This is a genomic window from Coleofasciculus sp. E1-EBD-02, from assembly GCF_040218245.1.
Lineage (GTDB): Bacteria > Cyanobacteriota > Cyanobacteriia > Cyanobacteriales > Coleofasciculaceae > Coleofasciculus.
Genome location: NZ_JAVJQN010000033.1, coordinates 17791 through 40983, shown reverse-complemented (window position 1 = coordinate 40983; position 23193 = coordinate 17791). Strand labels below are relative to the sequence as shown.

20 protein-coding genes are annotated in these 23193 nt (G+C 46.2%); 6 read left to right on the top strand and 14 right to left on the bottom strand.

Annotated elements, in window-relative coordinates; all coding sequences use genetic code 11:
• Positions 1-179: 179 nt before the first annotated feature.
• A complete protein-coding gene (locus RIC07_RS05690; protein ID WP_446393665.1) occupies positions 180-1115 on the top strand; it encodes a lysylphosphatidylglycerol synthase transmembrane domain-containing protein in 936 nt (311 codons plus the stop codon).
• A 74-nt stretch (positions 1116-1189) separates the two neighbouring features.
• Here RIC07_RS05690 and RIC07_RS05685 read toward each other — a convergent pair whose 3' ends face one another.
• The 12 genes from RIC07_RS05685 to RIC07_RS05630 all read right to left on the bottom strand — a co-directional run bounded on the left by RIC07_RS05685 (position 1190) and on the right by RIC07_RS05630 (position 15929).
• On the bottom strand, positions 1190-2200 hold the full coding sequence (locus RIC07_RS05685; protein ID WP_446393664.1) for a glycosyltransferase family 2 protein: 1011 nt from the start codon (positions 2198-2200) through the stop codon (positions 1190-1192).
• Positions 2201-2211: 11 nt separating this feature from the next.
• On the bottom strand, positions 2212-3522 hold the full coding sequence (locus RIC07_RS05680) for an HTTM domain-containing protein (RefSeq protein ID WP_446393663.1): 1311 nt from the start codon (positions 3520-3522) through the stop codon (positions 2212-2214).
• Positions 3523-3527: 5 nt separating this feature from the next.
• Positions 3528-4055, bottom strand: a complete 528-nt coding sequence (locus RIC07_RS05675; RefSeq protein WP_446393662.1) for a hypothetical protein — start codon at positions 4053-4055, stop codon at positions 3528-3530.
• Positions 4056-4090: 35 nt separating this feature from the next.
• Entirely contained in the window at positions 4091-5752 is a 1662-nt protein-coding gene (locus RIC07_RS05670) for a glycosyltransferase family 39 protein (protein WP_446393661.1), read from the bottom strand.
• A 54-nt stretch (positions 5753-5806) separates the two neighbouring features.
• Positions 5807-7678 carry a DCC1-like thiol-disulfide oxidoreductase family protein gene (locus RIC07_RS05665; RefSeq protein WP_446393660.1) on the bottom strand — a complete coding sequence of 624 codons (1872 nt, stop codon included), beginning with the start codon at positions 7676-7678 and terminating at the stop codon, positions 5807-5809.
• Positions 7679-7832: 154 nt separating this feature from the next.
• Positions 7833-9104 (bottom strand): NAD(P)/FAD-dependent oxidoreductase, encoded by a 1272-nt coding sequence (locus RIC07_RS05660; RefSeq protein WP_446393659.1) that lies wholly within the window; start codon positions 9102-9104, stop codon positions 7833-7835.
• Positions 9101-10051 (bottom strand): hypothetical protein, encoded by a 951-nt coding sequence (locus tag RIC07_RS05655; protein ID WP_446393658.1) that lies wholly within the window; start codon positions 10049-10051, stop codon positions 9101-9103. The genes RIC07_RS05660 and RIC07_RS05655 overlap by 4 nt, the downstream gene beginning before the upstream one ends.
• Positions 10051-11520: an MBOAT family O-acyltransferase gene (locus RIC07_RS05650; RefSeq protein WP_446393657.1), complete on the bottom strand. Its 1470-nt coding sequence runs from the start codon at positions 11518-11520 to the stop codon at positions 10051-10053. The genes RIC07_RS05655 and RIC07_RS05650 overlap by 1 nt, the downstream gene beginning before the upstream one ends.
• A 43-nt stretch (positions 11521-11563) precedes the next feature.
• A complete protein-coding gene (locus RIC07_RS05645; RefSeq protein ID WP_446393656.1) occupies positions 11564-11695 on the bottom strand; it encodes a hypothetical protein in 132 nt (43 codons plus the stop codon).
• Positions 11696-11704: 9 nt separating this feature from the next.
• Entirely contained in the window at positions 11705-12103 is a 399-nt protein-coding gene (locus RIC07_RS05640; RefSeq protein WP_446393655.1) for an acyl carrier protein, read from the bottom strand.
• A 7-nt stretch (positions 12104-12110) separates the two neighbouring features.
• Entirely contained in the window at positions 12111-13919 is a 1809-nt protein-coding gene (locus RIC07_RS05635; RefSeq protein ID WP_446393705.1) for an acyl-CoA dehydrogenase, read from the bottom strand.
• A gap of 168 nt (positions 13920-14087) precedes the next feature.
• Positions 14088-15929 carry a fatty acyl-AMP ligase gene (locus RIC07_RS05630; RefSeq protein WP_446393654.1) on the bottom strand — a complete coding sequence of 614 codons (1842 nt, stop codon included), beginning with the start codon at positions 15927-15929 and terminating at the stop codon, positions 14088-14090.
• A 345-nt stretch (positions 15930-16274) separates the two neighbouring features.
• Here RIC07_RS05630 and RIC07_RS05625 point away from each other — a divergent pair, with 345 nt between their 5' ends.
• The 5 genes from RIC07_RS05625 to RIC07_RS05605 all read left to right on the top strand — a co-directional run bounded on the left by RIC07_RS05625 (position 16275) and on the right by RIC07_RS05605 (position 20480).
• Positions 16275-17375, top strand: coding sequence for a tocopherol cyclase family protein (locus RIC07_RS05625; protein ID WP_446393653.1), 1101 nt, complete (start codon positions 16275-16277; stop codon positions 17373-17375).
• 116 nt (positions 17376-17491) lie between these two features.
• Entirely contained in the window at positions 17492-17665 is a 174-nt protein-coding gene (locus RIC07_RS05620; RefSeq protein WP_446393652.1) for a hypothetical protein, read from the top strand.
• Between the two features lie 158 nt (positions 17666-17823).
• On the top strand, positions 17824-18444 hold the full coding sequence (locus RIC07_RS05615; RefSeq protein WP_446393651.1) for an LAGLIDADG endonuclease: 621 nt from the start codon (positions 17824-17826) through the stop codon (positions 18442-18444).
• A 181-nt stretch (positions 18445-18625) separates the two neighbouring features.
• Positions 18626-19606: an aldo/keto reductase gene (locus RIC07_RS05610; RefSeq protein WP_446393704.1), complete on the top strand. Its 981-nt coding sequence runs from the start codon at positions 18626-18628 to the stop codon at positions 19604-19606.
• Positions 19607-19865: 259 nt separating this feature from the next.
• Positions 19866-20480, top strand: a complete 615-nt coding sequence (locus tag RIC07_RS05605) for a YdcF family protein (RefSeq protein WP_446380591.1) — start codon at positions 19866-19868, stop codon at positions 20478-20480.
• Positions 20481-20820: 340 nt separating this feature from the next.
• On the opposite strand, the gene RIC07_RS05600 is transcribed toward RIC07_RS05605, so the two are convergent.
• Together RIC07_RS05600 and RIC07_RS05595 are read right to left on the bottom strand one after the other, a co-directional pair.
• Positions 20821-21114, bottom strand: coding sequence for a DUF2288 domain-containing protein (locus RIC07_RS05600; protein WP_446393650.1), 294 nt, complete (start codon positions 21112-21114; stop codon positions 20821-20823).
• 93 nt (positions 21115-21207) lie between these two features.
• A complete protein-coding gene (locus tag RIC07_RS05595) occupies positions 21208-22824 on the bottom strand; it encodes a B12-binding domain-containing radical SAM protein (protein WP_446393649.1) in 1617 nt (538 codons plus the stop codon).
• Positions 22825-23193: the final 369 nt, after the last annotated feature.

Here is a 23193-nt window from a genome sequence, read left to right as displayed (position 1 = left end):
GAGGAGAGGGAACAGGGAACAGGTAGAATTTTGAGTTAACGTCCCCAGCTCCCCCAGCTCCCCTGGCTCCCCCAGCTTCCCCAGCTTCCCCAGCTCCCCTGGCTCCCCCAGCTTCCCCAGCTTCCCCAGCTTCCCCAGCTTCCCCAGCTTCCCCAGCTCCCCTGCTTCCCCCCTAGCCCATGAAAAAAATCTGGTCATCGATAAAACCCTACATTCGCTGGGTCATTCTGGGCGGAACGCTATTTTTTATCGCCAAAGCTTTTAAAGATCATTGGCGAGACGTTGCTGGAATTCGCATTGATCCCCAGGGCTGGACAATGCTGGCGATCGCACTTTTGGTGACGCTTCTGGCACATATTTGGTCGGGTTGGGTTTGGACGTGGATTCTACAGGCATTTAAACAACCCATTGGACAGCGTTTAGCGCTACAAGTTTATCTGAAAACAAACGTTGCTAAATATTTACCCGGCAATGTCTGGCATTTCTATGGTCGAATTTCCGCCGTAATGCGGGCAGGAGGTTCCGTGGGCGCTGCTAGTATCAGCGTGTTGCTCGAACCCCTGTTAATGGCAGCTTCTGCGTTAGCGATTGCCTTAATTAGTGGTGGATTGGGTTGGGTTAATATGGCGTCTGATAGCCGGATATGGGGTTTAAAATTTGTGGGTTTAGCCGTGGTGTTGCTGGGAGTTCATCCGCGAGTTCTTAATCCTATTGTTCAACGCTTAAGCCGTTCCAAGAAGGTCACAGATACGGAAGAGTTTACCATTGAACACTATCCCTTATTGCCATTGTTGGGTGAAATGGGTTTTTTGGGATTTCGGGGAACCGGATTTTTATTTACCTTACTGGCGGTAGGATCAATTACTCCGAGTCAGATCCCGTCGTTACTGAGTGCGTTTAGTTTCGCCTGGTTACTGGGATTAGTCGTACCTGGCGCACCGGGAGGTTTAGGCGTATTTGAAGCCACCGCGATCGCGCTTTTAGATCAGCAGTTGCCTACGGGTCTCATCCTTACAGGGGTTGCCTTATTTCGCCTTGTTAGTATTCTGGCAGAAATCAGCGCCGCTGGACTGGCAATTTTAAGTGAACGTATGGAAAAGACTTCTAAAAGATAAATGAGGAAGGCGAATCAACGGAAATAAGGGCAGGTTCAATCGTTCCCGACACCCGACACCCGATACCCCACACCCTACACATCCTTCATTCCTCCTATTACTTCCCGCACTCGATAAATTGGTCGCCCTTGGGACTCGTGATAGGTTCGCATTAACACTTCTGCTAACAGACCAAAACTAAATAACTGGACTCCTGCTAATAGGAGGACAACGGCTAAAATCAACAACGGTCGGTCACCAATATTTTGCCCAAAACCTAGTTTGAGTACGGTTAAATATAGCCCTAAAAACAATCCCACACCGAAGGAAAGCAAGCCGAATAGTCCAAAGACATGCATGGGACGAGTGAGAAATTTTTTCATGAAAAATACGGTAACTAAATCCATAATTACACGAAATGTTCGCCCTAAGCCATATTTACTTTGACCGTAGCGACGGGCATGATGTCGCACCGGAATTTCTGTAATTCTTGCCCCCTCAATATAAGCTAACGCGGGTAGAAATCGATGTAACTCGCCATAGAGATGCATATCCGCCACCAGTTCAGAACGGTAGGCTTTCAGGGAACAACCATAGTCATGTAATTTGACACCAGTCACTTTACCAATCAGCCAATTAGCAATTTTAGAGGGGAGGAGTCGAGTTAACGCCGCATCTTGTCTTTCTTTGCGCCAACCACTGACTAAATCATACCCTTCTTCTATTTTGGCGAGTAAGGCGGGAATATCAGCTGGCTCATTTTGTAAATCACCATCTATCATCACAATAACGCGACCTTGAGCATGTTTAAATCCGGCTGACATGGCGGCGGTTTGACCGTAATTTCGGCGGAGAATCACCGCTTTTAAGTCCGGGCGGCTGCGTGCTAACTCCAAGAGGAGTTCTGTGGAACCATCTTGGGAACCATCATCGACACAGACAATTTCGTAGGAAAGCTGATTGGCTTTTAAACTCGCTGCTACGGCGTCAACTAGGTGGGGTATACTAGCGACTTCATTGTAAATGGGTACAACTACCGATAACGCCAGTGGATTTGATGGGGCGATGGGTGCTTGATGTTTTTCAAAGGATAATGAATCTGTCATATTTTAATTCCTTATTGTCTTGACTCCATCGATTTATACAAGTTCGCACTGATTTTAGAGATAAATGGCAAAGAAAGTACCGGGTACAACAGCCATAAGGGAGGCAAATACCGCAGGCTTTCACGGAACGCTAAAAAACCTTTGCGTTTTGAGCCGCTAGGGAGGACAAGATAAAGCCGTTTTTGATAATCATCCAGGGCAATTTCCGCCATGTTATCGCTCTGAGATGATTGTTTGGTCTGCCAATCCCTGAATGTTAGCCGATTAAACCAATTAAAGTAGGATAAAACGGTAATGATAGTGAGACAATGATTATCTGATTTGTCATAAATAATTTCAGGGTTGTGAGTTAAACCATCAAGGCGACGACGTTTAGACACATTTCCGACTAATTCTGCCCAAGGAATAAAGGCTGAATAGCAAGGAATATACTTAAGGAATGGAGCATTTTGAGCAATATATATTCCTGTATGGAAGCAAATTCCTAGAGGAATATAAAACCAGATTAAACGGGGGAAAATTAGCACAAAGAAAAATGTTGCCTCAAACAGGATTGCTACCCAAGAGGATAGTATAGCTAATGTATGTTGTCCAGCTAACCAAATCCCCAAGGGTCTATTCCAAATCAGTCCATCCTGCCACAAATAATATTGTAATGTATAGCCATTCATCCAATCGAGTCCTCCTTTAAGGAGCTTACTCATAGCTGAGTCGAGGTAGATAATTGCAAACATCCACTGGATGAGTAACAAGGGCCATCTAGCCAAGTGACTTTTTTCTTGCTGAATATCAAAAGTATCTACGCTTTTTCTTTGGCAATTTTGTCGAATACGACGCCGCAGATCGTCTAGGGATAAAACTTGACCAGCAGGACTCAAAGCCAAGATGACAAGCGATATCATGATTAAGGCTTGAGAATGACTATACAATGCACCGAAGGAGTATATATAAGCTTGAATTAATATATTCCCTATCGCAAAGATAATTAAATTTAGATTAGTGAATAGTCCAATTAATCCGAATGTTCCTGTTATTATCGTGAACGCTAAAATCACCAATAGCAGTGCAACGGGAGGAGGATGATTTAGCCCAAATGGTAAGAGTATATTCTTTAAAATGGGTAGCGGATTGTAAAGAAAATCTGGTAATTGAGAATTATTAACTAACTGACTCACTATAGTACCATCTCGACCTGGAACTAATAAATAGAAGAGTTGAGAGCCAACAATAATAATTCGACTAATAGCTAGATTAAACAAGGGGGTGAGTCTGAACCAATAGGTTGTCCACCATTCCCAAGGCATAGTTAGTTTTTTTAGCATCGGTATTATTTTTTCATCAATTCGGCAATTGGGTACTGTTTTACCAGTTGGGGTTCCGCTTCAATTATCTTGTCTTTGAGTAAGACTAGGGGATAATTATACAATCGCAAATTGATTATTTTAGTGTGGTAACGACTTTCGTATAACTGGACAAAATTCATGATCATTTCTTTTTTTTCTAACCGTAGTGATCCTTTGAAGACATACATAAAAACCCAGTAATTGATACCTAAATCTTCAGGTTTAATCAGGACTTCAGTTGAATCATCTAGAGTGGCATAAATTGAATATTGCTTGATTGTATCTCCTTCATATTTGGCATAATTGTACATCGGATAACTAACGAAGGGCCAGAGGCTAGGATCTGGAGGGGGTTTGAGTAGTTTATAAGGATATTGCAGTCGTCGAAACTTGGGCCAAAACCCTCTCAGATGTTTGGCGGTATAGAATTGTAGTCCGATGAAAAATAAGATAACGATAGATAGAAGGTGGACTGTGAATTTATAGGGATGTGTATGACCTAGTTTTGACATGGCAAACCAATTGTTATAATTGTTTGGTTGAAAGGCTACTTGACGAGTTTCCACAGTCGGGGGTTTTCTCGACGACGGGGATCAACAACAACAGGCTCAAGTGTATAGTTTTGATTTTGTTCTAACCAAGATTTTAATTCATCATGAGGTCGGTAAACGTATAAGTCTTGAAACTGTGCCGGAATTTCCGACGGAACAGTTGGTTGAACGACAAACAAAATTCCTACATTTGGCTCAAACTGACGAGTAAGGGGTACAACTCTCCCCACAGCCCCCCCTTTACCCCAAAGCACATTTGATGGAACTGAATACAAGACGAGGGGTTGTTCAGCTTGGTTAACGATAGTCGCAATAGGGTGAACGTGATAATTACCGCCTTTACTCCACCATCCATGGGCTTGAGTAATTATTAGGTTGGATAAAATGCCGAGGGAAATCAAAATAACAAAAATTGCTTGCCATATTTCCTGTTGCCTAACTGACCGGAAATTGGTGGACATTTTGCTTGCCAAAAGGTAAGCAACAGCCAACTGAAACCCTAATAGACAAGGGATAACATAACGAGTCACTGTTGACCGTTGACCGCCTTTAATAATATCGGGGATGATCAAGGCTGCAGCCATAACTCCAATCAAGCTGAGAATAAAAATCCATACCCGTGCTGGAGTTTTTTGGCAAAGAAAATAAATCGAATATCCCCCTAAAACAATCAGCGGCAAAATTAACCAATAGATAAGGGATTTATTGTCACTCAATAAATAGCTGCAATCTGGACGGTTTAAAGGTAAACACCATCCTCTATCTAGGTCTAAGAAAATACGGCTAACACTTAATCCCCAGGATTTAACTAAAGTTAATATAGGCAATTTTTGGAAAACCCAACCCATTTGCTCTTCTAAGGGTGGTGGCGTCGTTATCGTATTGATTATCCAGGGAGAGAAGACAATCACCCCAGCTAAAGAGGCTAAACTATAAGCAATAACCGTTTTATTCAGGCGAAATCTTTGAATGACAACGACATAAAGTCCATGAGACGCTGCAACAACAGTAAAAAACCAATGAGTGTAAAATCCCAATGTTAGAGTAATGGCGTAGATACTCCAACTTGCCTTTGTATTCAGGCGCATGGCTCTCAATAAAGCGGCGCTTGAGAGTAAAATAGCCACGGTCAATAAACTATAAGGGCGCACTTCCTGAGCATACAAAATATGGAAGGGTGAAATTGCCATCAGCGCCACGGCTACCCAGGCAACAAATGGGGATTCAAACAGTTCTTGGCAGAGCCAATAAATGCCAGGTAAAGCCAATAAGCTAATCAGAACGGAAAAGCTTCTTAGCGCCGCCACTGAACTGCCCAACCCAATTGCCCAAACTCTGAGTGCGAGATAGTAAAGTGGAGTATGCTCCGTGTTTCCGGCTAAAACCCGAATCGTATCTCCCCAATTTTTGGTCGGACTCGGACGCTGATACTGGAGCAAATCATCAGAATTAACGACCTCACCGGAAAAAATATCTTGAATAAATTCAGGTTCCGTATAGCCGAAAATTCGCAAAGATGAGTGGGTTTCATCAAGCCAGTAGACTTTTTGGTCGAGATGAACAAAGCGGAAAAATAGACCTAAAACTAAAACCGTGATCAGTAAGACTAGCCATCGTCCTAGTGGAGATGTTAACTTTTGTTGTTTTTCCCTGTTCATAGACTATTAGGTACGATAGTTTTTATTTATTGACTTGATTTTTATCAATTTTCCCTAATCTTCTCCAGAACAAGATTGCTGCCACTGATTTTTCTTCTCTAAATCCTGAGTTTCTCCGGGTGGGACAGTTCGTTCATCCACAAAATAAATGTCTAAACTTTCTAGCTGTTGGTTTCCCTGATGGTGTTGATTCCAGGTGCGACATAAATACTCAGCATAATAAGGATAAAGCTTATTGCCGATCGCGCGATTGAGATTGATGAAGTAGGTACGCCACTGCATATTGGGATACAGGGTATTGCGCTGCTTAATCGTTGGCTTATCCCAATTTACAGAACCGCTATTCCGCAAAAGGTCAACCTCGCTACCATCCTGGAGTTTACCGACAATAACGTGCCAGCCATCATCTCTGGGCGGCGCTGGGGCGAAAATACTCCACGACTGATCTAACCGCAATAGGCGACTAATCCAGTCTAGGGAATTCAGCGTCCTTGACTTCATCACCCGGTCAATTTTGGCGCGAACATTGGGATCAAGTGTCCGTTTTAGGGATCGCGCATCGGCTAAACTGCGGAAATTCCAAACGGTAACGTAAGCCAATAACAACAAGGTGACGATGTTTAATAGTCCCGAAGAACGGACTTCCACCGGACGAAATTTTAAGGGGGCGGTGAATTGACCCGCAACTTGACGATTTGAGGCAATGGTTTCATAGAACTTTGTTCCCACCGCCATCAAAGGACGCCAACGGAGAACGTAGGCTAGGGGTTTAAAGACCGGAGAAAGACTCACCACATACGCCATTGCTTCCCACTTGAAATGCCTGTTCTCCTGCCAGTCTACAACTACCCAGGAGTTTTTTTCCTGCATATCGGCATAAATTGAGGGGTCATCCTGCGCCGTTTGTAAGGGGGTTTTGGGCAAAATTAAAAAGGTTCGTAGCAGATAAACAACCTTTTTACAGAACCCACAGTCGGCATCATAATAAATTTTTAATCCTGCCCTTTGGGGGGTATACATTCGCTTATAAAGGGCATCCCATACCTCAGTTGGGATAAACACCAACCAGACAAATATCCCTAACGCGGGAAACAAGCCGATATGCAGCGTTAAGCCAAACCCAATATGTAACAAGATAAACGTGATAATGGTGGCGCAGCGGAAAAACGTGGTGCGCCAGGGGATAAAGAGAAATAAGGGACCAATCCACTCCAATATTAATGTGGCAACCGTGGAAAAAACTAACAGGGGCGGGAAGTTCAGCAGGAATTGACCCAGTGGTGCAGCGTACTGGTCAAAACTTAAGGCATAATAGACGGCTGTGAGTTTGGGAAACCAGATATCGCTGGTTGTTTTAAACGCACCGGAAAAGGCATAAACGTAATAAATTTGTAAGGTTAGCGCGAATGTAGCCCCGGTGAGAATCCGCTTGGGTAACGGCTTACTGGATGAATTCAAGGCGCTATCCACCGAGTAACACGCCCCTAAGGGTAAGAACATCATCCAGAACAATAGCGCCCGCATCATGTCATCGGCGGCAAATAATACGGTAGGATTCCGATTTTGTAGGGAAATCAACAACACCCAAGACGCGATCGCAGCCAGCCTTGTCCGGTATCCTACCAGTAGGGCGACGGCAATTAACCCCGCCAGCAAAAAGACAATGCCTTGAATAAAGGGTTGACCCCCCAGTAAATGTACCGACCAATACCACGGATGCAGAATCTCATCGATTAACGCGGTGCGCGGTAATACCCCAGCATCGCTGTAAAGTGTGGTAATATCCTGGGCACGGATGAGCAAATCGGCAATCAGGATAATCGCTACACCGATACGAAACACAGCTAGCGATCGCAAATCAAACCCAAACAAAGGTTCAAATTTACTCACCCACTTACCTTTCGGTTTCTGCACACTGGACGCCATAAACGGTAGACCTCACGGGATTTTAGGAGTTGCCTCAAAAAACGATAATTTCGATACTAAGTCAGTAAAATTCCCCTTAAGTATGAAATATGACAAAGGACGAATGACGTAGCTGGCTTCTCGCGAAGCGAGTATGACAAATAACAAATGACAATTAACGAACCGTTTTTCGCCGCCGACGCTTCCAGAATAGCTGTGCCAATTGTCGCCTTAAATTAACCAACCATTGACCGACCCAATGCTGCAACACCCGCAAGCGATGGCGCAGGGTGGGCAATCGCTGGAGATAAACGAATTGTCTAATCATACCAGCCAAACGACCGCTGATCTTCAGGGCAAAACTGGACACTACCGCCTCCCCTTTTCCCAAGGTCAACATTTCGCCTAAATGTAAATAGCGGAACGGCTTTAACCGTTTACGCCTAACCGCCCGATACAGGTTTTTGGCGGCACAATCCGCTTGTTGGTAAGCCACTTGTGCGGTTTTGGGGAGTTGACCTGGATAATCTTGAATTTCTGCCATATCCCCTAGGGCTAAGACTTCTGGATAATCCACAACCTGTAAAGTAGGGTGGGTGAGTATCTTACCTTGAGGATTCTGTTGACAGGGGAGATGGCGTACCCATTCAATGGAACGAGTCCCCACTGTCCATAACACCAGATCAACAGGCATAAGGGTTTTTCCGTTCTGATTAATCAGGGTAATTTGATCCGATTCAATCGCCTCTACGCTAGTTACAAAATCCATTTGTACTCGACGTGCAGTTAAGGCGCGATAGGCGGATTTTTGACTGTAAGGGGTAAAGGTTTTCAGCAATTGCTGACCCCGTTCAATCAGTCTTACCTGTCCTCGTTCCTGCAAGCGATCGCTCAGTTTACAAGCTAACTCTACACCACTCGGTCCTGCACCGATTACCGCGATGCGAATTTGGGGCAAATTCGACTGTTCCAACTGGTTAAGCTGTTGGTTGAGGTGTTCTGCATCAGTAACGGTGCGAAAGGGATAAGCATACTTCGCCGCACCCGGTACACCCTCTAAGCGCATCTCGGCACCAACGGCTAATACTAAATAGTCATAATTTAGGATTTTGAGATTTTGCCCTAATTCTGATAGGGTTTCTAATTGCAGCTTAACCTGGCGTTTTTCTAGATCGACCGCTTGAATATTTCCTTGACAAAAGTCAATTGTTGTGTTTCTAATTAAATTTTGATAACGGGGGGCAATTTCCCAGGCTTGTAGTTCCTCGGTTACCCGTTCATAGAGCAAGGGTGTAAACACCAGATGATCTTTGCGATCGATTAAGGTAATTTTATACTTATACTTAGGTGATTTAAACAGGCGAAACCGTTGCAGGTACAAGGCGGTGTAAAGTCCACCAAACCCCCCGCCTAGAATACAGATGTGAATCGATGGTTCATGGTTCATTGTTCCTTCCTAAAGTCTAGTTCAGGAATTGCTCGGAGTTGCTTCACCAACTCCCTGGATCTAATTGTCCGAGATTTAGGGGTTAGGTGGTAGTGGGTATCAGCAAATAAATCGGAGTCAGTCTTCATATTTAAAGATTCTGGGTCATAAATTAATGGGGCAATTTTGGCTAACTCCTCTGCCGTTTTTTCCACATTTTCCACGGATTTCTCATCAGTGCGAGCATAAACCCAGGGTAATGAGAGAACTAATGTTCCTCCTTTGGCTTCGACTTCCTGACGAAATTGCTCAATCCGTTTAAGTGCATGTTTGGTGATGGGTTTATTAATTGGCAATTCCCACCAGTCTGCTGTGCGGCGTTTATCATCTTCCGGGGCGGGATCACCATAAGCATTCACTCCATCGGAATAGTACCCCGTCATCTGTCCTTTTTGGATGACATCTATCGTCGATTTAGTGACGCCTCTGAGTGTGGCGGTACCCAGCATTAGGGTATCTTGAGCCAATTGTTTTGGGGGAACCCCACCCAACCCCGGACGTCCAATGGCGACACCAAATTGAGCCGAGCGATCGCCCAATCCATCCTCTGACCATAAAATGAGATATTCGGGAATCAGTAGCACAATATCTCCGGGACGAACCTGATCAATAATACTGGGAAGAATCACATTCAAACCCACGGGTCCATCGATTCCCAAGTTCAACACCGGAATCCCCAGTTTCTCTGACATCAACTCGGAATTAATCGTATAATGCGCCCCTGAACCGCCCGTAATCAGCAACCGTCGCGGCGCTTCCACCTTATCCTCAGCTAACGCGATTTTGTCTTCGTACATCATCCGGAGCCAACTTAACTCTCCGCCATAGCGGGCGTTGTAAATATAACCGATTGTCCAGGCGACAACAGCAACTGCAATCCAACTGGTCAGTTTTAATGGTTTCCACATCAGAATTCAAAGTAAATAAACTCAGACGGCTGATTCGCCGCAAATAGGATAGTTAATCCTAATAAAACTCGCGACACCCAAGGCAATAGTAACAATTCATATTCAAACTTCCGTTTCTGCCAAACGGCGAGATGTTCCATAAATAACACAGCATTTGCCAACAACAGCGTGACAATTAACACAGCGCCTTCGTTGAGACTGTAGGAACTCAAGAATTCGCCTAAATTCGATAAAGAATACGCCCATGGGGTAACAATCGTGCGTAACTTTGAGAGCAAGCGCAGAATATTCGTGTCCATAAAGAACAGACACCCCAGCGTCACTGCTCCAAAGGTTAGCGCCCAGGAAATAAACTGAAACCGGGAGACTTGTTTGCCTTTCCCCATCAAGCGTTGAAACGGTCTACCTGTATATCGCAATAGCAACAGTAACGCCCCGTGATACGCGCCCCAAATAATGAAATTCCACGCCGCACCATGCCAGAATCCGGATAAGGTAAAGGTGATGAATAAAAAGAAAGCGGCTAATTGTTTTTTAGAACCCATCAACGGCAGAAACACATAGTCGCGAAACCAGTTATTTAGGGTAATGTGCCATCGCCGCCAAAACTCTTGGATACTGACGGAGGTATAGGGCGCCAGGAAGTTCACGGTTAGTTTTACTCCCAATATTCTCGCCACACCCAGCGCCATGAAACTATACCCGGCAAAATCAAAGTAGATTCGCAAGGTAAATAAGTAAGCAAAGAACCATACAATCCAGGGATTGGCGGTTTCTTGTAAGTTAATGTAGGGGGCGATATTATCGGCTAGCACCAACTTCATAAAGAAGCCCAAGGATAGCCATCGTAATCCCAACTCAAAGTTTTCGGCTGTGAATTTAAACCGAAATGATTGAATTTGGGGTAATAAGTCAGCCCGTCGTTCAATCGGTCCGGCGACAATTTGCGGAAAGAAGGCAATAAAGTTAATGTAATCCAGAAAGGCGATGGGTTTTTTATATTTGGGTCTGAGTGAATCAACCACAAACGCCACCATCTGGAAGGTGTAGAAGGAGACACCAGGGGGAATCTGTTGAAAGATGGGCAAGGGAAAGCCTTGTTCCCAGTTGTTCTTGAATCCCGGTACGACAATGCCGAATACATCTTCGACGAAAAATGTCAAGTATTTTAGGTAGGCGAGGATCGCAATGTTCGTGATAATCACAATCGCGGCAATTAGCTTAGCACCATTTCCACGACGCTGAAGCATTAGCCGCACCATGAAGTAGTTGAAAACAATTTCAACAATAAAAATGGCGAAACTGGAGCGACTGGCGTTTAAGAACAACATCAGCGACATTACCGCCAAACCGATGGTGTCAAAGTTGTCTCGCCATAACTTCAGGGATTTGCCCACATAGCGAATGGCAAAGAAAGGAATGGCGTAAAGTAGTAGAATCCACCAGAAGGAAAAGTCAGAAAAATTCAATTAACGGCTTCCTCCTTTTTTGTCCTTTGTCATTTGTCATTCGTCATTTGTCATTTGTTAGGGAATAGGGAACAGGGAACAGGGAACAGGGAACAGGGAATAGGGAATAGGTAAGGTAGAGTTTTGAGTTAACTTCCCCAGCTCCCTCTGCTCCCTCTGCTCCCAGACGTGCCATGGCACGTCTCTACCCTCCCAATCCTTTCCAAAATCCACCCCAGCCTTTGCCGGATTTTTCCGATGCTTCGGGCTTCGCTTCTTTATTATCCGAGGGGGATGCGGGTTCGGCGTTGTTCAATGCGGCTGAAACATCGAATTCTTCGACTAGGTATTGAGCCGATTTCTCAATTGTCGGATAATCCCAGAACAAGGTTGAAGGTAATTCCACCTCTAACCAATCTTCGAGTTCACCGACAATGGTTACCGCATCAATGGAATCCAGCCCATAGCGGGTTAGAGGTTCGGTAACATCAATATTTTTGGCATCTAGGGACAGTTGTTCTACCAGTTGATTCACCATCCAGTTTTGAATAGCTTGGACGGAATCAACGGACTGATTGGGGGTTTCTACGTCACTTTGAACCATAACGTCATTAGGCTTGGAGTTGGAGTTCTGCACTTGCATGGGGTTGTTCCTCTTGTGTTTCAGTTTGGGCGAGTTGAATCGGTACAATGGAAAACATTTTGTTTTCCTGATGCAGCTTCAGCAGGTGTTGTGCCACATTTTCACTGTACGCTTTCGGGACAATATTGGGCAGCGATCGCCAGGGGCGTAAACGGCGATAAAGTCCTAAGACTAACCATTCTCCCTTAGCAAAAAAATCATCCAAGATTGTTCGGTTGTAAATCCAGGTGTGAACTGACGCGGCGGCGGCGTGTAAGTCGCAGTATTTTTTCGCCTGTTCAAAGAGTTCGGGATCTTGATCATGACCATGTTCAAATCCGGAGTTGGCAATGCGTTCATCGAAGGCGTCGAGTTCTTCTAAAACAATGGTAGTTAAGGTGATAATTTTTTCCAGTACGTCGGCGTCAACATCGGCTTCCGTCGTCAGCGCCTGGAGTTGTTCCCAGGCAATTTCTAGCCCTTGCAGCACATCATCAGCCCCGCGACCAAATAATCCCAGTTTCTCAGGCTCAAAGGACGGCACAGATTTTTCGAGGGAAAAAATGGTATCTAGGCGGGATTGAATCCCCTCCATCGTCTTCTGCTTGCGTCTGGAGCGATATTTGGCGATTGGGCGAAACTGGAGAATTAGAGCATGGAGGTTCACCACACTGCTGCCATCAAACATACTGATAATTGAATTATCCCGCAGCAGTTTCTGGAAAATGCCGTAGTCATGCTCATCCCGCATATAGAAACGGGAACCGAGGACAACGTAAACACTGTTAATCACTTCCTCTAGTTTGATGGTGACGAAGTATTTGACCACCGCCGACCAAACCGAGAATTGTTCGGGGATAATATGAAACCCTCTCGCCGCCCCAATGGTTTCGCAATCACAAACCAACATGTCAATAAAGGCATCAACTAAGGTTTGTCGAGGTTGGGGGATATCAAAAACGGTTTTGTTATAAATAACCCGGTCAATGGCAAAGTTCAACGTGGTTCTCATCGCCGTATCAGCCGCACCATGAGAAAAGGCGGCGCACAACATCCGGGTGATTTGGAATCCCTTGAGTGCTAGTTCTAACCCCGAACCCTCGTCTTTTAACCGCATTGCTTCGGGAATAAAGCAATCCTTAAACCCAATTCCACTCATATCCGAAGCGCGAATCCCATGGGTGAGGATTTTGGGCAGGTGGTAGTAGGTTGAGGGGTCAAGTTGCCGTTTGTCAACCATAAATAAGGAGAGACAACGAGCGCCCTCCTCTTCATCGGTTTTGGCTAAAACAAAGGTTACCCCGGAACGAGTGGCGCGGTTAATGGGCCACTTTTCGCCATTCAGGAGATAGCCCCCCTCGACTTTTTTCGCCGTCACATCACCGCCAATCAAGTCACTCCCATGCGCCCGTTCGGAATAAGCCAGACACATCGTCCCCTTTTCCTCGCGGATAAACTGGGATAGTTTCTTTTTCTGGTCATCTGTCCCCGCCATCCAAGTCAGGAATGACCAGAACATGGTGGTGAATGCGATCGCGATCGTTTGGTCTCGCCGCGACATCACCCGGACAAAGGCGACGAATTCCTCAAACGAGGTAAACTTGCCACCACAGTTTTCTGGCACATAGTAATCTTGCAGTTTCCAGTTATAAAGCCAATCCACTTCAGCTTCAGGAAACTCTTCGCTCTCATCCAGTTCCATCACCCGTTTGAAGGACATCGTACTCTCTGGATGACCCGGATCTCCCAAATCCCGTTCTAGCGCTTCTGCTATTTGATACTGTTTTAGTTGATGCATTTCTCTATACCCTATCAACGAGTTTTGAGTGTTCCCGACGTGCCACGGCGCGTCTTTGTCGTTTTCGTAGGGGCGGGTTTCACTATTATCGTTGTTTGCCACCCTGATGTTACTAAACCCGCCCCGACCAAGTGCGATGAATCTATAACGAATGACAAATGACCCACCCTAAGATTTAGGAACTTGTAATTGCTGCGCCAAAGCATCGACTTCTCCCTGGAGAGTGCGGAACTTACTCGTCAGTTTCGGATTTTCACTCCAATCTGCAATCACACCCAGTTCTCCATCTAGGAACTTGGTTCTCGCCGCACGGCGCTGAATCTTACCACTTGAGGTTTTCTCAATGGTTCCCGGTTGAACTAAGACAACCGCATACGCCGGGATTTCGTGTTCTTCAGCAATAGCTTGGCGAATATCGCCAATCACTTCCTCAAAGTTGACATCTTGAGTTCGACGTTCAACCTCCTGCAACGTAATCAATCGTTCCTCACCCCCAGCCTCGATCGAAAATGCCGCCCCATAATCAGGACGCAAGGCGGAGTGAACCGCTTGTACCGTCCATTCAATATCTTGCGGATAATGATTCGTACCTCGGATAATAATCAGGTCTTTAATCCGACCCGTAATAAACAGTTCACCATCCCGCAAAAATCCTAAATCCCCAGTTCGCAAGAACGGACCTTCCCCAGTATCTGTCAGATAAGCCTGAAAGGTTTCCTTTGTCGCCTCTGGACGTTGCCAATACCCTTGAGCAACACTGGGGTCTTTCACCCAAATTTCCCCCACTTCATCAGGGTCACATTGGGTTAATGTATCAGGATTAGCGATAACCACTTGAGTATCACACACCAGACGCCCACAACTGGGTAACATCCTCACCCCCTCTTGGGGACTGGATACAGGAACAATCCGATTTTTTTCTAAGGCGGATGCATCCAGGATACAGAGAACTGGCGGGGTGAGTAATGGCTTACTCGATACCAGCAGGGTATCTTCTGCTAGTCCATAGGCTGGGGCGAATGCATTCCAGCGAAACCCGCATTGTTCAAAGGTTTCAAAGAACGCCTGCATCACTTTCGGGTTAATCGGTTCCGCCGCATTTCCCGCCGCTTGCCAACTGCTCAAATCCAGTTTTGCTAGTTGTTTTGGTTTTGCCCGCCGCACGCACAAGTCGTAAGCAAAGTTCGGCGCTTGGCTATGAGTTGCCCGATAATGAGAAATCGCCCCTAACCAGCGCATCGGTTGCTTAATAAAGGAGAAGGGCGACATCACATAACAGGGCGTACCGTTATAAAGGGGTTGCACCATGCCTTGGACTAACCCGTAATCGTGGAAATAAGGCATCCAAGTCACGGTAGCGCTATCGGCATCATAACCGCAGGCTTCATTAAGAGAGCCGGAATGGAACATCAGGTTATGGTGAGATAGCATCACGCCCTTGGGTGTGGAGGTAGATCCTGATGTGTACTGAAGATACGCCAGATCATCCCGACTTGCTTGTGGATCTTGCCATGCTTCAGCCAGATTCAGATCCACCTGTTCCGTATCCAGCCATTGCATTTGGTCGAATTCGGGAAAATCCTCCCGTCCGTTCTCCAGTAAAGACAGGATTCGACCTGTGGTTAGACAAATCGAGGCTTGAGCATCCTGAACAATCGATCGCAGTCTGGGTAACGTGCGCTTCATCCGTCCCCCATCAGGAGGCGGGACTGGAATCGCAATAATCCCGCCATACAAACAGCCACAAAAGGCGGCAATCACCTCTAATCCTTGGGGATAGAGGAGTAACGCTCGCTCTCCTTTGGTACTATGCTGTTGCAGCCAAGCGCCAATCGCCCGGGCTAAACGGTCAAGTTCGGCATAAGTGAGTTCGGGTCCGTCTGGCTTGCCATCAACGAGAAACTTATAGGCTAATTTATCTGACTGCTGACGCGCCCTCCAGCACAGCAATTCTGTCAGTGTCGAAAATTCAGCTAGGGAAACTGTAGAACTAGCAGGGTTTTGAACCATCTTTGTATAACCTTATCTAAGCAGTTGGCTGGGGCTAAGTCTAAGACCTTGTCGCCGCGATCGCTCCATCCATTCGTAGTCGGTGTTTGATTCGCCACCTTAGCTCAGCTACCCCGATCCGCACGCACATTTAACTCATCTTAAAAATTGATAACAAAACGTGACATAATTATTCTTCTTCCAGTGCTTTAGATCATTATGGCTTAATATTTATGAATGATACTAATTCTCTATAAAGTTTTGGTGAAGTTTTTATCGCTTTTCGTCACTCGTCATTTGTAAATTCTCCCCTATCTCCCCTATCTCCCTCATCTTCCTCTGCCCCCTTTCACCTTACCTCAACGAATGAATGCCAATCTCCTGCAAACCCCCCATAGCGGCTATCACTGGGATGGAAGTAGTTCTCGCTTCTTTGAAGGATGGTACTATCGAGTCACCTTACCCGATTGGGGTCAGACTTTTGGTTTCATGTATTCCATTGAAGATCCCATTGGCGGTCAACCCCACAGTGGTGGCTCGGCTCAAGTTTTAGGTCCTGAGGATGGCTACCTCTGCCGGACGTTTCCCGATGTTGAGCAATTTTGGGCATCTCCCTCATCATTAGCCCTAGGACATTGGGGCAGAACGGACTTAGCAATGCCCGCCAAATATCTAGATCCCCTAACCTTTGACAATCACATCCAGCAAGGGTATCAAGCCACCGCCACCTGGAATCAAGGTAAAATTAGCGATCCCGCCACGGGGGATTACTGTCATTGGCGCTATCAAATTCAACCCATCTATGGTTGGGCGAGTAACAACGCGCCTCAGCAATCCACAGCCGGCTGGTTATCGTCATTTCAGATATTTGAACCCGGTTGGCAGATTTTAATGGCTCACGGCTGGGCGACGGGTTGGATTGAATGGAATGGTCAACGCTACGAGTTTACCAATGCTCCCGCTTACGGTGAAAAGAACTGGGGGCGTTCGTTTCCGCAAAAGTGGTTTTGGCTCAATGGCAACAGTTTTGACAACGAACCCGACTTAGCACTCACGGCGGGGGGCGGTAGGCGAGGAGTGCTGTGGTGGATGGAATCCGCCGCATTAGTTGGTATCCACTATCAAGGCAAATTTTATGAATTTGTCCCCTGGAATTCAGAGGTGCGCTGGCAGATTCAGCCGTGGGGAAGCTGGCAAATGCAAGCCCGTAATGCTGACTATGAGGTCGAGTTGACAAGTACAACAAATCGACCGGGTACTCCCCTCCGCGCCCCAACGGAACAGGGTTTAATCTTTATTTGCCGCGATACCATGCAGGGTGAGATTACGCTGGAATTGCGATCGCGAAAAGGGGGAATCCCGAAAACGATTCTCAACGCCCATAGCTCACTGTGCGGCTTAGAAGTGGGAGGCGAACCTTGGGATCAGGCGTGGATAGGTGAGGCGAAATTGCCCTGGATTTCCTAGTAGCTGGGGGAGCAGAGGGAGCTGGGGGAGCTGGGGAAGCTGGGGGAGCAGAGGGAGCAGAGGGAGCAGAGGGAGCTGGGGAAGTTAACTCAAAACTCTACCTTACCTATTGCCCATTGCCTATTGCCTATTGCCTATTGCCTGTTCCCTGTTCCCTGTTCCCTGTTCCCTGTTCTCTGTTCTCTGTTCCCCACGCTTTTGGGTATAATAGTTTAGTCGAAATGGGGCTGTGGCTCAGATGGATAGAGCAAGCGCCTCCTGAAAAATCGGGCACCGCCAGGGAAACCTGACGAGTGAATGTAGTCAAATTCAAGGAAGCCTAAGTCTGATCCCAGATACGGTAATCTTGAGCCAAGCCGATTCGTTTGAGTTTAAGTCAATCTGGCAAAACTCCACTCTAAAAACGAATCGGAAGGTGCAGAGACTGGTTTAAGGATACCAATAAAAGATGGACTACAATGTCTCATCGAAAGTAGAGCAACGCGGTATTCTGGCTGGACTGTTATTAGGTGATGGAAAAAGAAATCAAAACAATTTCTTTATCCAGAATTCATCGAAGTATGAGGAGTATCTCTTATTTAAGAAAAAGCTTCTCGAACAAATAACTGGTAAATCAGTCAGCATCCGACGCTGGAGTACAACAAAGGGCTATGAGCAGATTCGCCTAGAACCAAAGTTGATTCCCCTGACACGGGTTTTAGTTAAGAGGCTTTATCAAGCGGGAACGAAAACAATCACGCGAACGTTCTTAAATGTCTTAACCCCCCAGGGAATAGCGATTTGGTTTATGGATGATGGGTCTAAGTCCTTCCCAAAGAAAGACGGAAAGGTTCACGCTTTAACACTGAGCCTGAATACTTATCTCTCTAAAGAACAAAATGAGATCATTGTTGCTTATTTTGCCGAGGTTTGGGGATTTAAGTGGGGGCTGAGTAAAGCCAAAGGTCTTTATCGTCTGCGAATGGGAACGAAGGAAGGAAAACGGTTTTTAGCGTTCATTCGTCCTTACATCCACGACAGTATGCTCTATAAAGTACAAACGTCCTTAAACAGAACGGCTACCACCTAAAGGCGATACGCCCAAGGTGAAGGGATAGTCCAGAGAGTGAGGAAACTCACACCAATCTGAAGCGCTAGGTCGCCGGTTCGAATCCGGCCAGTCCCGTCAGTAAGACGCCATTTTTGACATTCCTGTGTTTTCAAATCGATTACCCGAATTGACAAACACGATTAACCCACAAGGATTAATGATGAAGACACGACAACTCGGCAAAAATGGACTGATGGTCTCAGCCATAGGACTGGGATGTATGGGAATGTCTGAGTTCTACAGTGGTAGGGATGAAGCCGAATCCATTGCTACCATTCACCGGGCGCTGGAACTGGGAGTGACCTTTCTGGATACAGCAGATATGTATGGTTGTGGCGATAATGAGCGGTTGGTGGGTAAAGCAATTGCCAACCATCGCGACCAAGTTATCCTAGCCACGAAGTTTGGGATTGTGCGGGGTCAAGATAGTCAGGTTCGGGGCGTCAATGGGCGTCCTGAATATGTCCATCAAGCGTGTGATGCATCCCTGGAAAGGCTGGGGATTGACCACATTGACTTGTACTATTTACACCGAGTTGATCCGAATGTTCCGATTGAGGAAACGGTTGGAGCAATGGCTGAGTTAGTAGAACAGGGTAAAGTACGCTACATTGGTCTATCGGAGGCGGCTCCCGCGACGATTCGACGCGCTCATGGGGTTTACCCGATTACCGCGTTGCAGACAGAATACTCGCTCTGGAGTCGTGATCCAGAAGACGAGATTCTGCCTACGGTTCGGGAATTAGGGATTGGTTTTGTCGGGTATAGTCCACTGGGTCGAGGATTTCTATCGGGTCGGATTACCAGTCCAGAGGATTTAGCACCGGATGATTACCGCCGAAGTTCACCTCGGTTCCAATGGGAAAATTTTAGCAAGAATTTGCAACTGGTTGAGCGGATTAAGGAAATTGCCCAGGAGAAAGGGGTCACTCCAAGTCAGCTAGCGATCGCGTGGTTATTGGCTCAAGGTGATGACATTGTACCGATTCCTGGGACTAAGCACCGTCGATACTTGGAAGAGAATGTTGAGGGAACGACCATCACCTTCACCCAAGACCAACTCCAGCGCATTGACGAGGTAGCTCCCCAGAACATTGCCGCAGGCGATCGCTATCCGGACATGAGCAGTGTCAATCGGTGACATCTTCACACCTTTGTGTCGAATATTATCACGGCGGCTGCCTAATTTGAAGTCATCTGACAGTAGATTTTTAGAAGCTTTACGGACTAGCAGAGAATTAGAGTGGAAAGTTTTCAGGGGATCGTGGAACTTTTCCAGTAATGGATTGCATTGCGGTTAAGCGTACCTTTAGACTGGTATCTTGCGATGTAGGGGGGATTTCCAGGTTCCGCCCCAACGAGCGCTCCTCCTTGATACCACCTGATTCATCTGTTTATTCATGCTTTTGAGGATTTCTGTGCGTCAACGGCGATACTTGTTTTCGCGATCGCGGCGCTCTAAGGTTAGATTACTGTCCTGGTTGATGCCGATTTTGGCGGTTTCGCTATTGTGTGGCTATAAGCAAATTCAAAGTTATTTGATCCAGCCGGAAGCTATTTTGGTTTTAGGGGGAGAAGAAGAACGAGAACTGTTTGCGGCTGATTTTGCCCAGCAGCATCCTGATCTTCACATCTGGGTATCGTCGGGTAGTCCGTCTTGGTACACCGAAAAGGTATTCGCCAAAGCCGGAATTCCCCGCAATCATCTGCATATTGATCGCCGCGCTACCGATACGGTAACCAACTTTACGACGTTGGTGGATGAGTTGAAAGCCCAAGGAATTGATGGTGTCTATTTGATTACGGCGGACGATCACATGCTGCGGGCGCGGGTAATTGGTGAAATTGTGTTTGGCAGTCGCGGGATCACTCTTAAACCTGTCCCTGTGTCGTTAGGACGTGATCCGGAACCGATTGAGAAATCCCTGCGGGATGGTGCGAGAGCTTTATTGTGGGTGACGACTGGACATACTGGCGCTACTCTGGGTCAGACATCGAATTTCCTGAAAAAATAGAACTTAAGTAGGTGGACACAATTAAAGTGAACGGTAAAGATCGTCATTCGTCATTCGTCATTCGTCATTCGTCATTCGTCATTCGTCATTCGTCATTCGTCATTCGTCATTTGTAAGGGTTTAAGGATTATTTAAATAACTTACTATAGGTAAGTTTATTGCCACTGACCTACTTAAATAAGGGCGGGTTTTGTTGTTCCGTTATTGGTGAATATCTGAATTTAGTCCCTAAACCCGCCCCTACAATTGTCCCTAAACCCGCCCCTACAATGGTTTGGTACAGACATTCCATGGCGCGTCTGGAACATAACCGCTGATTGAGGTTGAACCCAGCAATGTTTTAGGCGGCGAGTTCTTGCACTAAAACATAGGGCTGTACAATCAAAGCTTGAAAACGTTTACTTTGATCGCTATTCCAATCGGCTAATTGATTCGCAAACGGTTTGTGAAGCTGTTGGTGACTAATCCAAGACTGGACAGACAAGGTATCATCATTCGCGATCGCGACTCCAACATCGAGTAGATCTAACTCTGGCTTCACCACAATCACAACATCTCGTTTAGCGTGAGGAACCAGCCAATCCCAGGCGGCTTCATCGACAGATTGGGCGAGTTCTGATTTTAAATCTTGCATGAGTTATCGTTTTTATGTAGAACAGATGTAACTAAACCCGCCTCATCTCCCCCATCTCCTGTTCCCTGTTCCCTGTTCCCTGTTCCCTGTTCCCTATTCCCTGACGAATGACATCGCCGCATCCAAATGTTTTAATAATGTACCTTGAGGTAAAGATCCTTGTAAATGACTCCAAGGCAATATTTGCTCTGTTGACCAATTGTCATGCACATAAAAATCCAATTCTGGCAACTTGCCTTTTAATTGCTTAAACGCCCGTCGAAAACTTCCCACGGAGTCGCCATAATGCCGCGTTAATTCTAACAACTCCGACAATCGGCGATCGCCTCTAGAGATTAGCGCCTGAATCACTGACCAATTATAGCTTTCCGGGCGAAAGTCAATCCCCTGCGATCGCAAGGTTTTCTGCAAATACTTCAACCGCTTCTGGGCAGCGGGATTCACGCCAAACCATTGAAAAGGGGTATGGGCTTTGGGTACAAATGTACTGCATCCTAGGGTTAAGCGTAAACCGGGGGCGGCTTTTTTGATCGCCTTCATCATGGTTACGGTTTGTTCCACATCAGACATTTCTTCGCCGGGGACACCCACCATCCCATAAAGCTTGAGTGCCTTTAATCCTCCAGCCTTGGCATTAATTGCCGCTTGGATGATCTCCTGATTATTCAATTTCTTATTAATGATTTGCCGTAATCGTTCCGAACCACTTTCCACGGCAATAGTAATTGATCGCGTGTCCCGTTTCGACAAGGTTTCCGCTAGCTTGGGCGTAACGGTATTGGTTCGTACTGAGGCAATACTCAAGCGGACATCATCATAGTCTGGTTGTGCCAGATAATCGAGCAAGACTTCAAACTCTGGATGTTGAGTCACCGACGCCCCCAGTAAGCCAATCCGCTTAGTTACCGTCAATCCGCGTTCAATCGCTGGAATCAACGAATCCGTTGCACTCGGCGTGCGAAAGGGCAAGGTTAAATAACTAGCTAAACAAAAGCGGCACATTTCTGGGCAACTGCGTACCACTTCCACCATGTAAATATTTTCCCAAGCGGCTTTTTCGGTAACAACGGTGGAGGCGGATAGGGTATTACCGCGATAGGTTTGCTTGGTGACGGTGGCGGGAATCTGGGAATCAACAGGTTGAATGGATGCGATCGCGCCTGTTTGATCCTGATAGGTTACCGTATACAGACTGGGAACATATATCCCTGGAACTTGGGCTAAATGCCGCAATTTTTCGGTTCTATCGGCGTGGCGAACCTGTTTATAAGCGTCAATGAAATCCCCTAATAGGGTTTCCCCATCCCCTAACAAGATCACATCAAAGAAATCGGCAAAGGGTTCTGGGTTTGCGGTGAGTACGGGTCCGCCACCAAACACGAGGGGATGGTGATCGTCCCGTTGCGCTGATCGTACCGGAATTTCTAAGGATTCGAGTAGGGACAATATATTGACATAATCGAGTTCCCATGATATAGAGAAACCGAGTAATTCGGCTTGTCTGGGCAACGGTTCATGACAATCGGTAAACAAGCGACTTACTTGCAGGTCAGATCGCTCGGCTAGGGTTGCCCAAACAACTTGATAGCCTAGGCTGGTGATGCCTACGGTGTAGTCATTGGGAAAGGCAAAGATGGTGGGGATAGCATCGATTTCCGGGGTAGTCGGTGTAAAGAGTAGGCGTTCAGCGGTAAAGGCAGAAACAGTCACAAGCAGCGTTTGAGGCAATGAGGTTTGTGCTTTCTATTGTAAGAATCTGGCACACTGATTTCACGGATTTTTGGAGAGGGTAAGGGTGGGGTGTTTGGGGGTTAATCGCACTGATTTCACAGAAGCGTTAGTTCTGGGGAGGCAAAAGAGGAAAAGATGATTGTGGGGAAATTAGTTAGTTTTCTGTGTTAATCTGTGTCCCTCACTATTCAATGTTCTGTCTGTGCCATTTCCTTATCTGTGTAATCTGTGTTTTTGTCAATACCTTGTAATGATTTTTATTGTAAGTTTAATAAAATATATGCGTCCAAGGGAATATTGGGCGGGAGACGAAAACCAAGACTTATACAATGTTTTACCAACATTCAA

Coding starts and splice junctions, on each gene's coding strand:
- RIC07_RS05690 (WP_446393665.1), top strand. CDS start 180: ATGAAAAAAATCTGGTCATCGATAAAACCCTACATTCGCTGGGTCATT.
- RIC07_RS05685 (WP_446393664.1), bottom strand. CDS start 2,200: ATGACAGATTCATTATCCTTTGAAAAACATCAAGCACCCATCGCCCCA.
- RIC07_RS05680 (WP_446393663.1), bottom strand. CDS start 3,522: ATGCTAAAAAAACTAACTATGCCTTGGGAATGGTGGACAACCTATTGG.
- RIC07_RS05675 (WP_446393662.1), bottom strand. CDS start 4,055: ATGTCAAAACTAGGTCATACACATCCCTATAAATTCACAGTCCACCTT.
- RIC07_RS05670 (WP_446393661.1), bottom strand. CDS start 5,752: ATGAACAGGGAAAAACAACAAAAGTTAACATCTCCACTAGGACGATGG.
- RIC07_RS05665 (WP_446393660.1), bottom strand. CDS start 7,678: ATGGCGTCCAGTGTGCAGAAACCGAAAGGTAAGTGGGTGAGTAAATTT.
- RIC07_RS05660 (WP_446393659.1), bottom strand. CDS start 9,104: ATGAACCATGAACCATCGATTCACATCTGTATTCTAGGCGGGGGGTTT.
- RIC07_RS05655 (WP_446393658.1), bottom strand. CDS start 10,051: ATGTGGAAACCATTAAAACTGACCAGTTGGATTGCAGTTGCTGTTGTC.
- RIC07_RS05645 (WP_446393656.1), bottom strand. CDS start 11,695: ATGGCACGTCTGGGAGCAGAGGGAGCAGAGGGAGCTGGGGAAGTTAAC.
- RIC07_RS05640 (WP_446393655.1), bottom strand. CDS start 12,103: ATGGTTCAAAGTGACGTAGAAACCCCCAATCAGTCCGTTGATTCCGTC.
- RIC07_RS05635 (WP_446393705.1), bottom strand. CDS start 13,919: ATGCATCAACTAAAACAGTATCAAATAGCAGAAGCGCTAGAACGGGAT.
- RIC07_RS05630 (WP_446393654.1), bottom strand. CDS start 15,929: ATGGTTCAAAACCCTGCTAGTTCTACAGTTTCCCTAGCTGAATTTTCG.
- RIC07_RS05625 (WP_446393653.1), top strand. CDS start 16,275: ATGAATGCCAATCTCCTGCAAACCCCCCATAGCGGCTATCACTGGGAT.
- RIC07_RS05615 (WP_446393651.1), top strand. CDS start 17,824: ATGGACTACAATGTCTCATCGAAAGTAGAGCAACGCGGTATTCTGGCT.
- RIC07_RS05610 (WP_446393704.1), top strand. CDS start 18,626: ATGAAGACACGACAACTCGGCAAAAATGGACTGATGGTCTCAGCCATA.
- RIC07_RS05605 (WP_446380591.1), top strand. CDS start 19,866: ATGCTTTTGAGGATTTCTGTGCGTCAACGGCGATACTTGTTTTCGCGA.
- RIC07_RS05600 (WP_446393650.1), bottom strand. CDS start 21,114: ATGCAAGATTTAAAATCAGAACTCGCCCAATCTGTCGATGAAGCCGCC.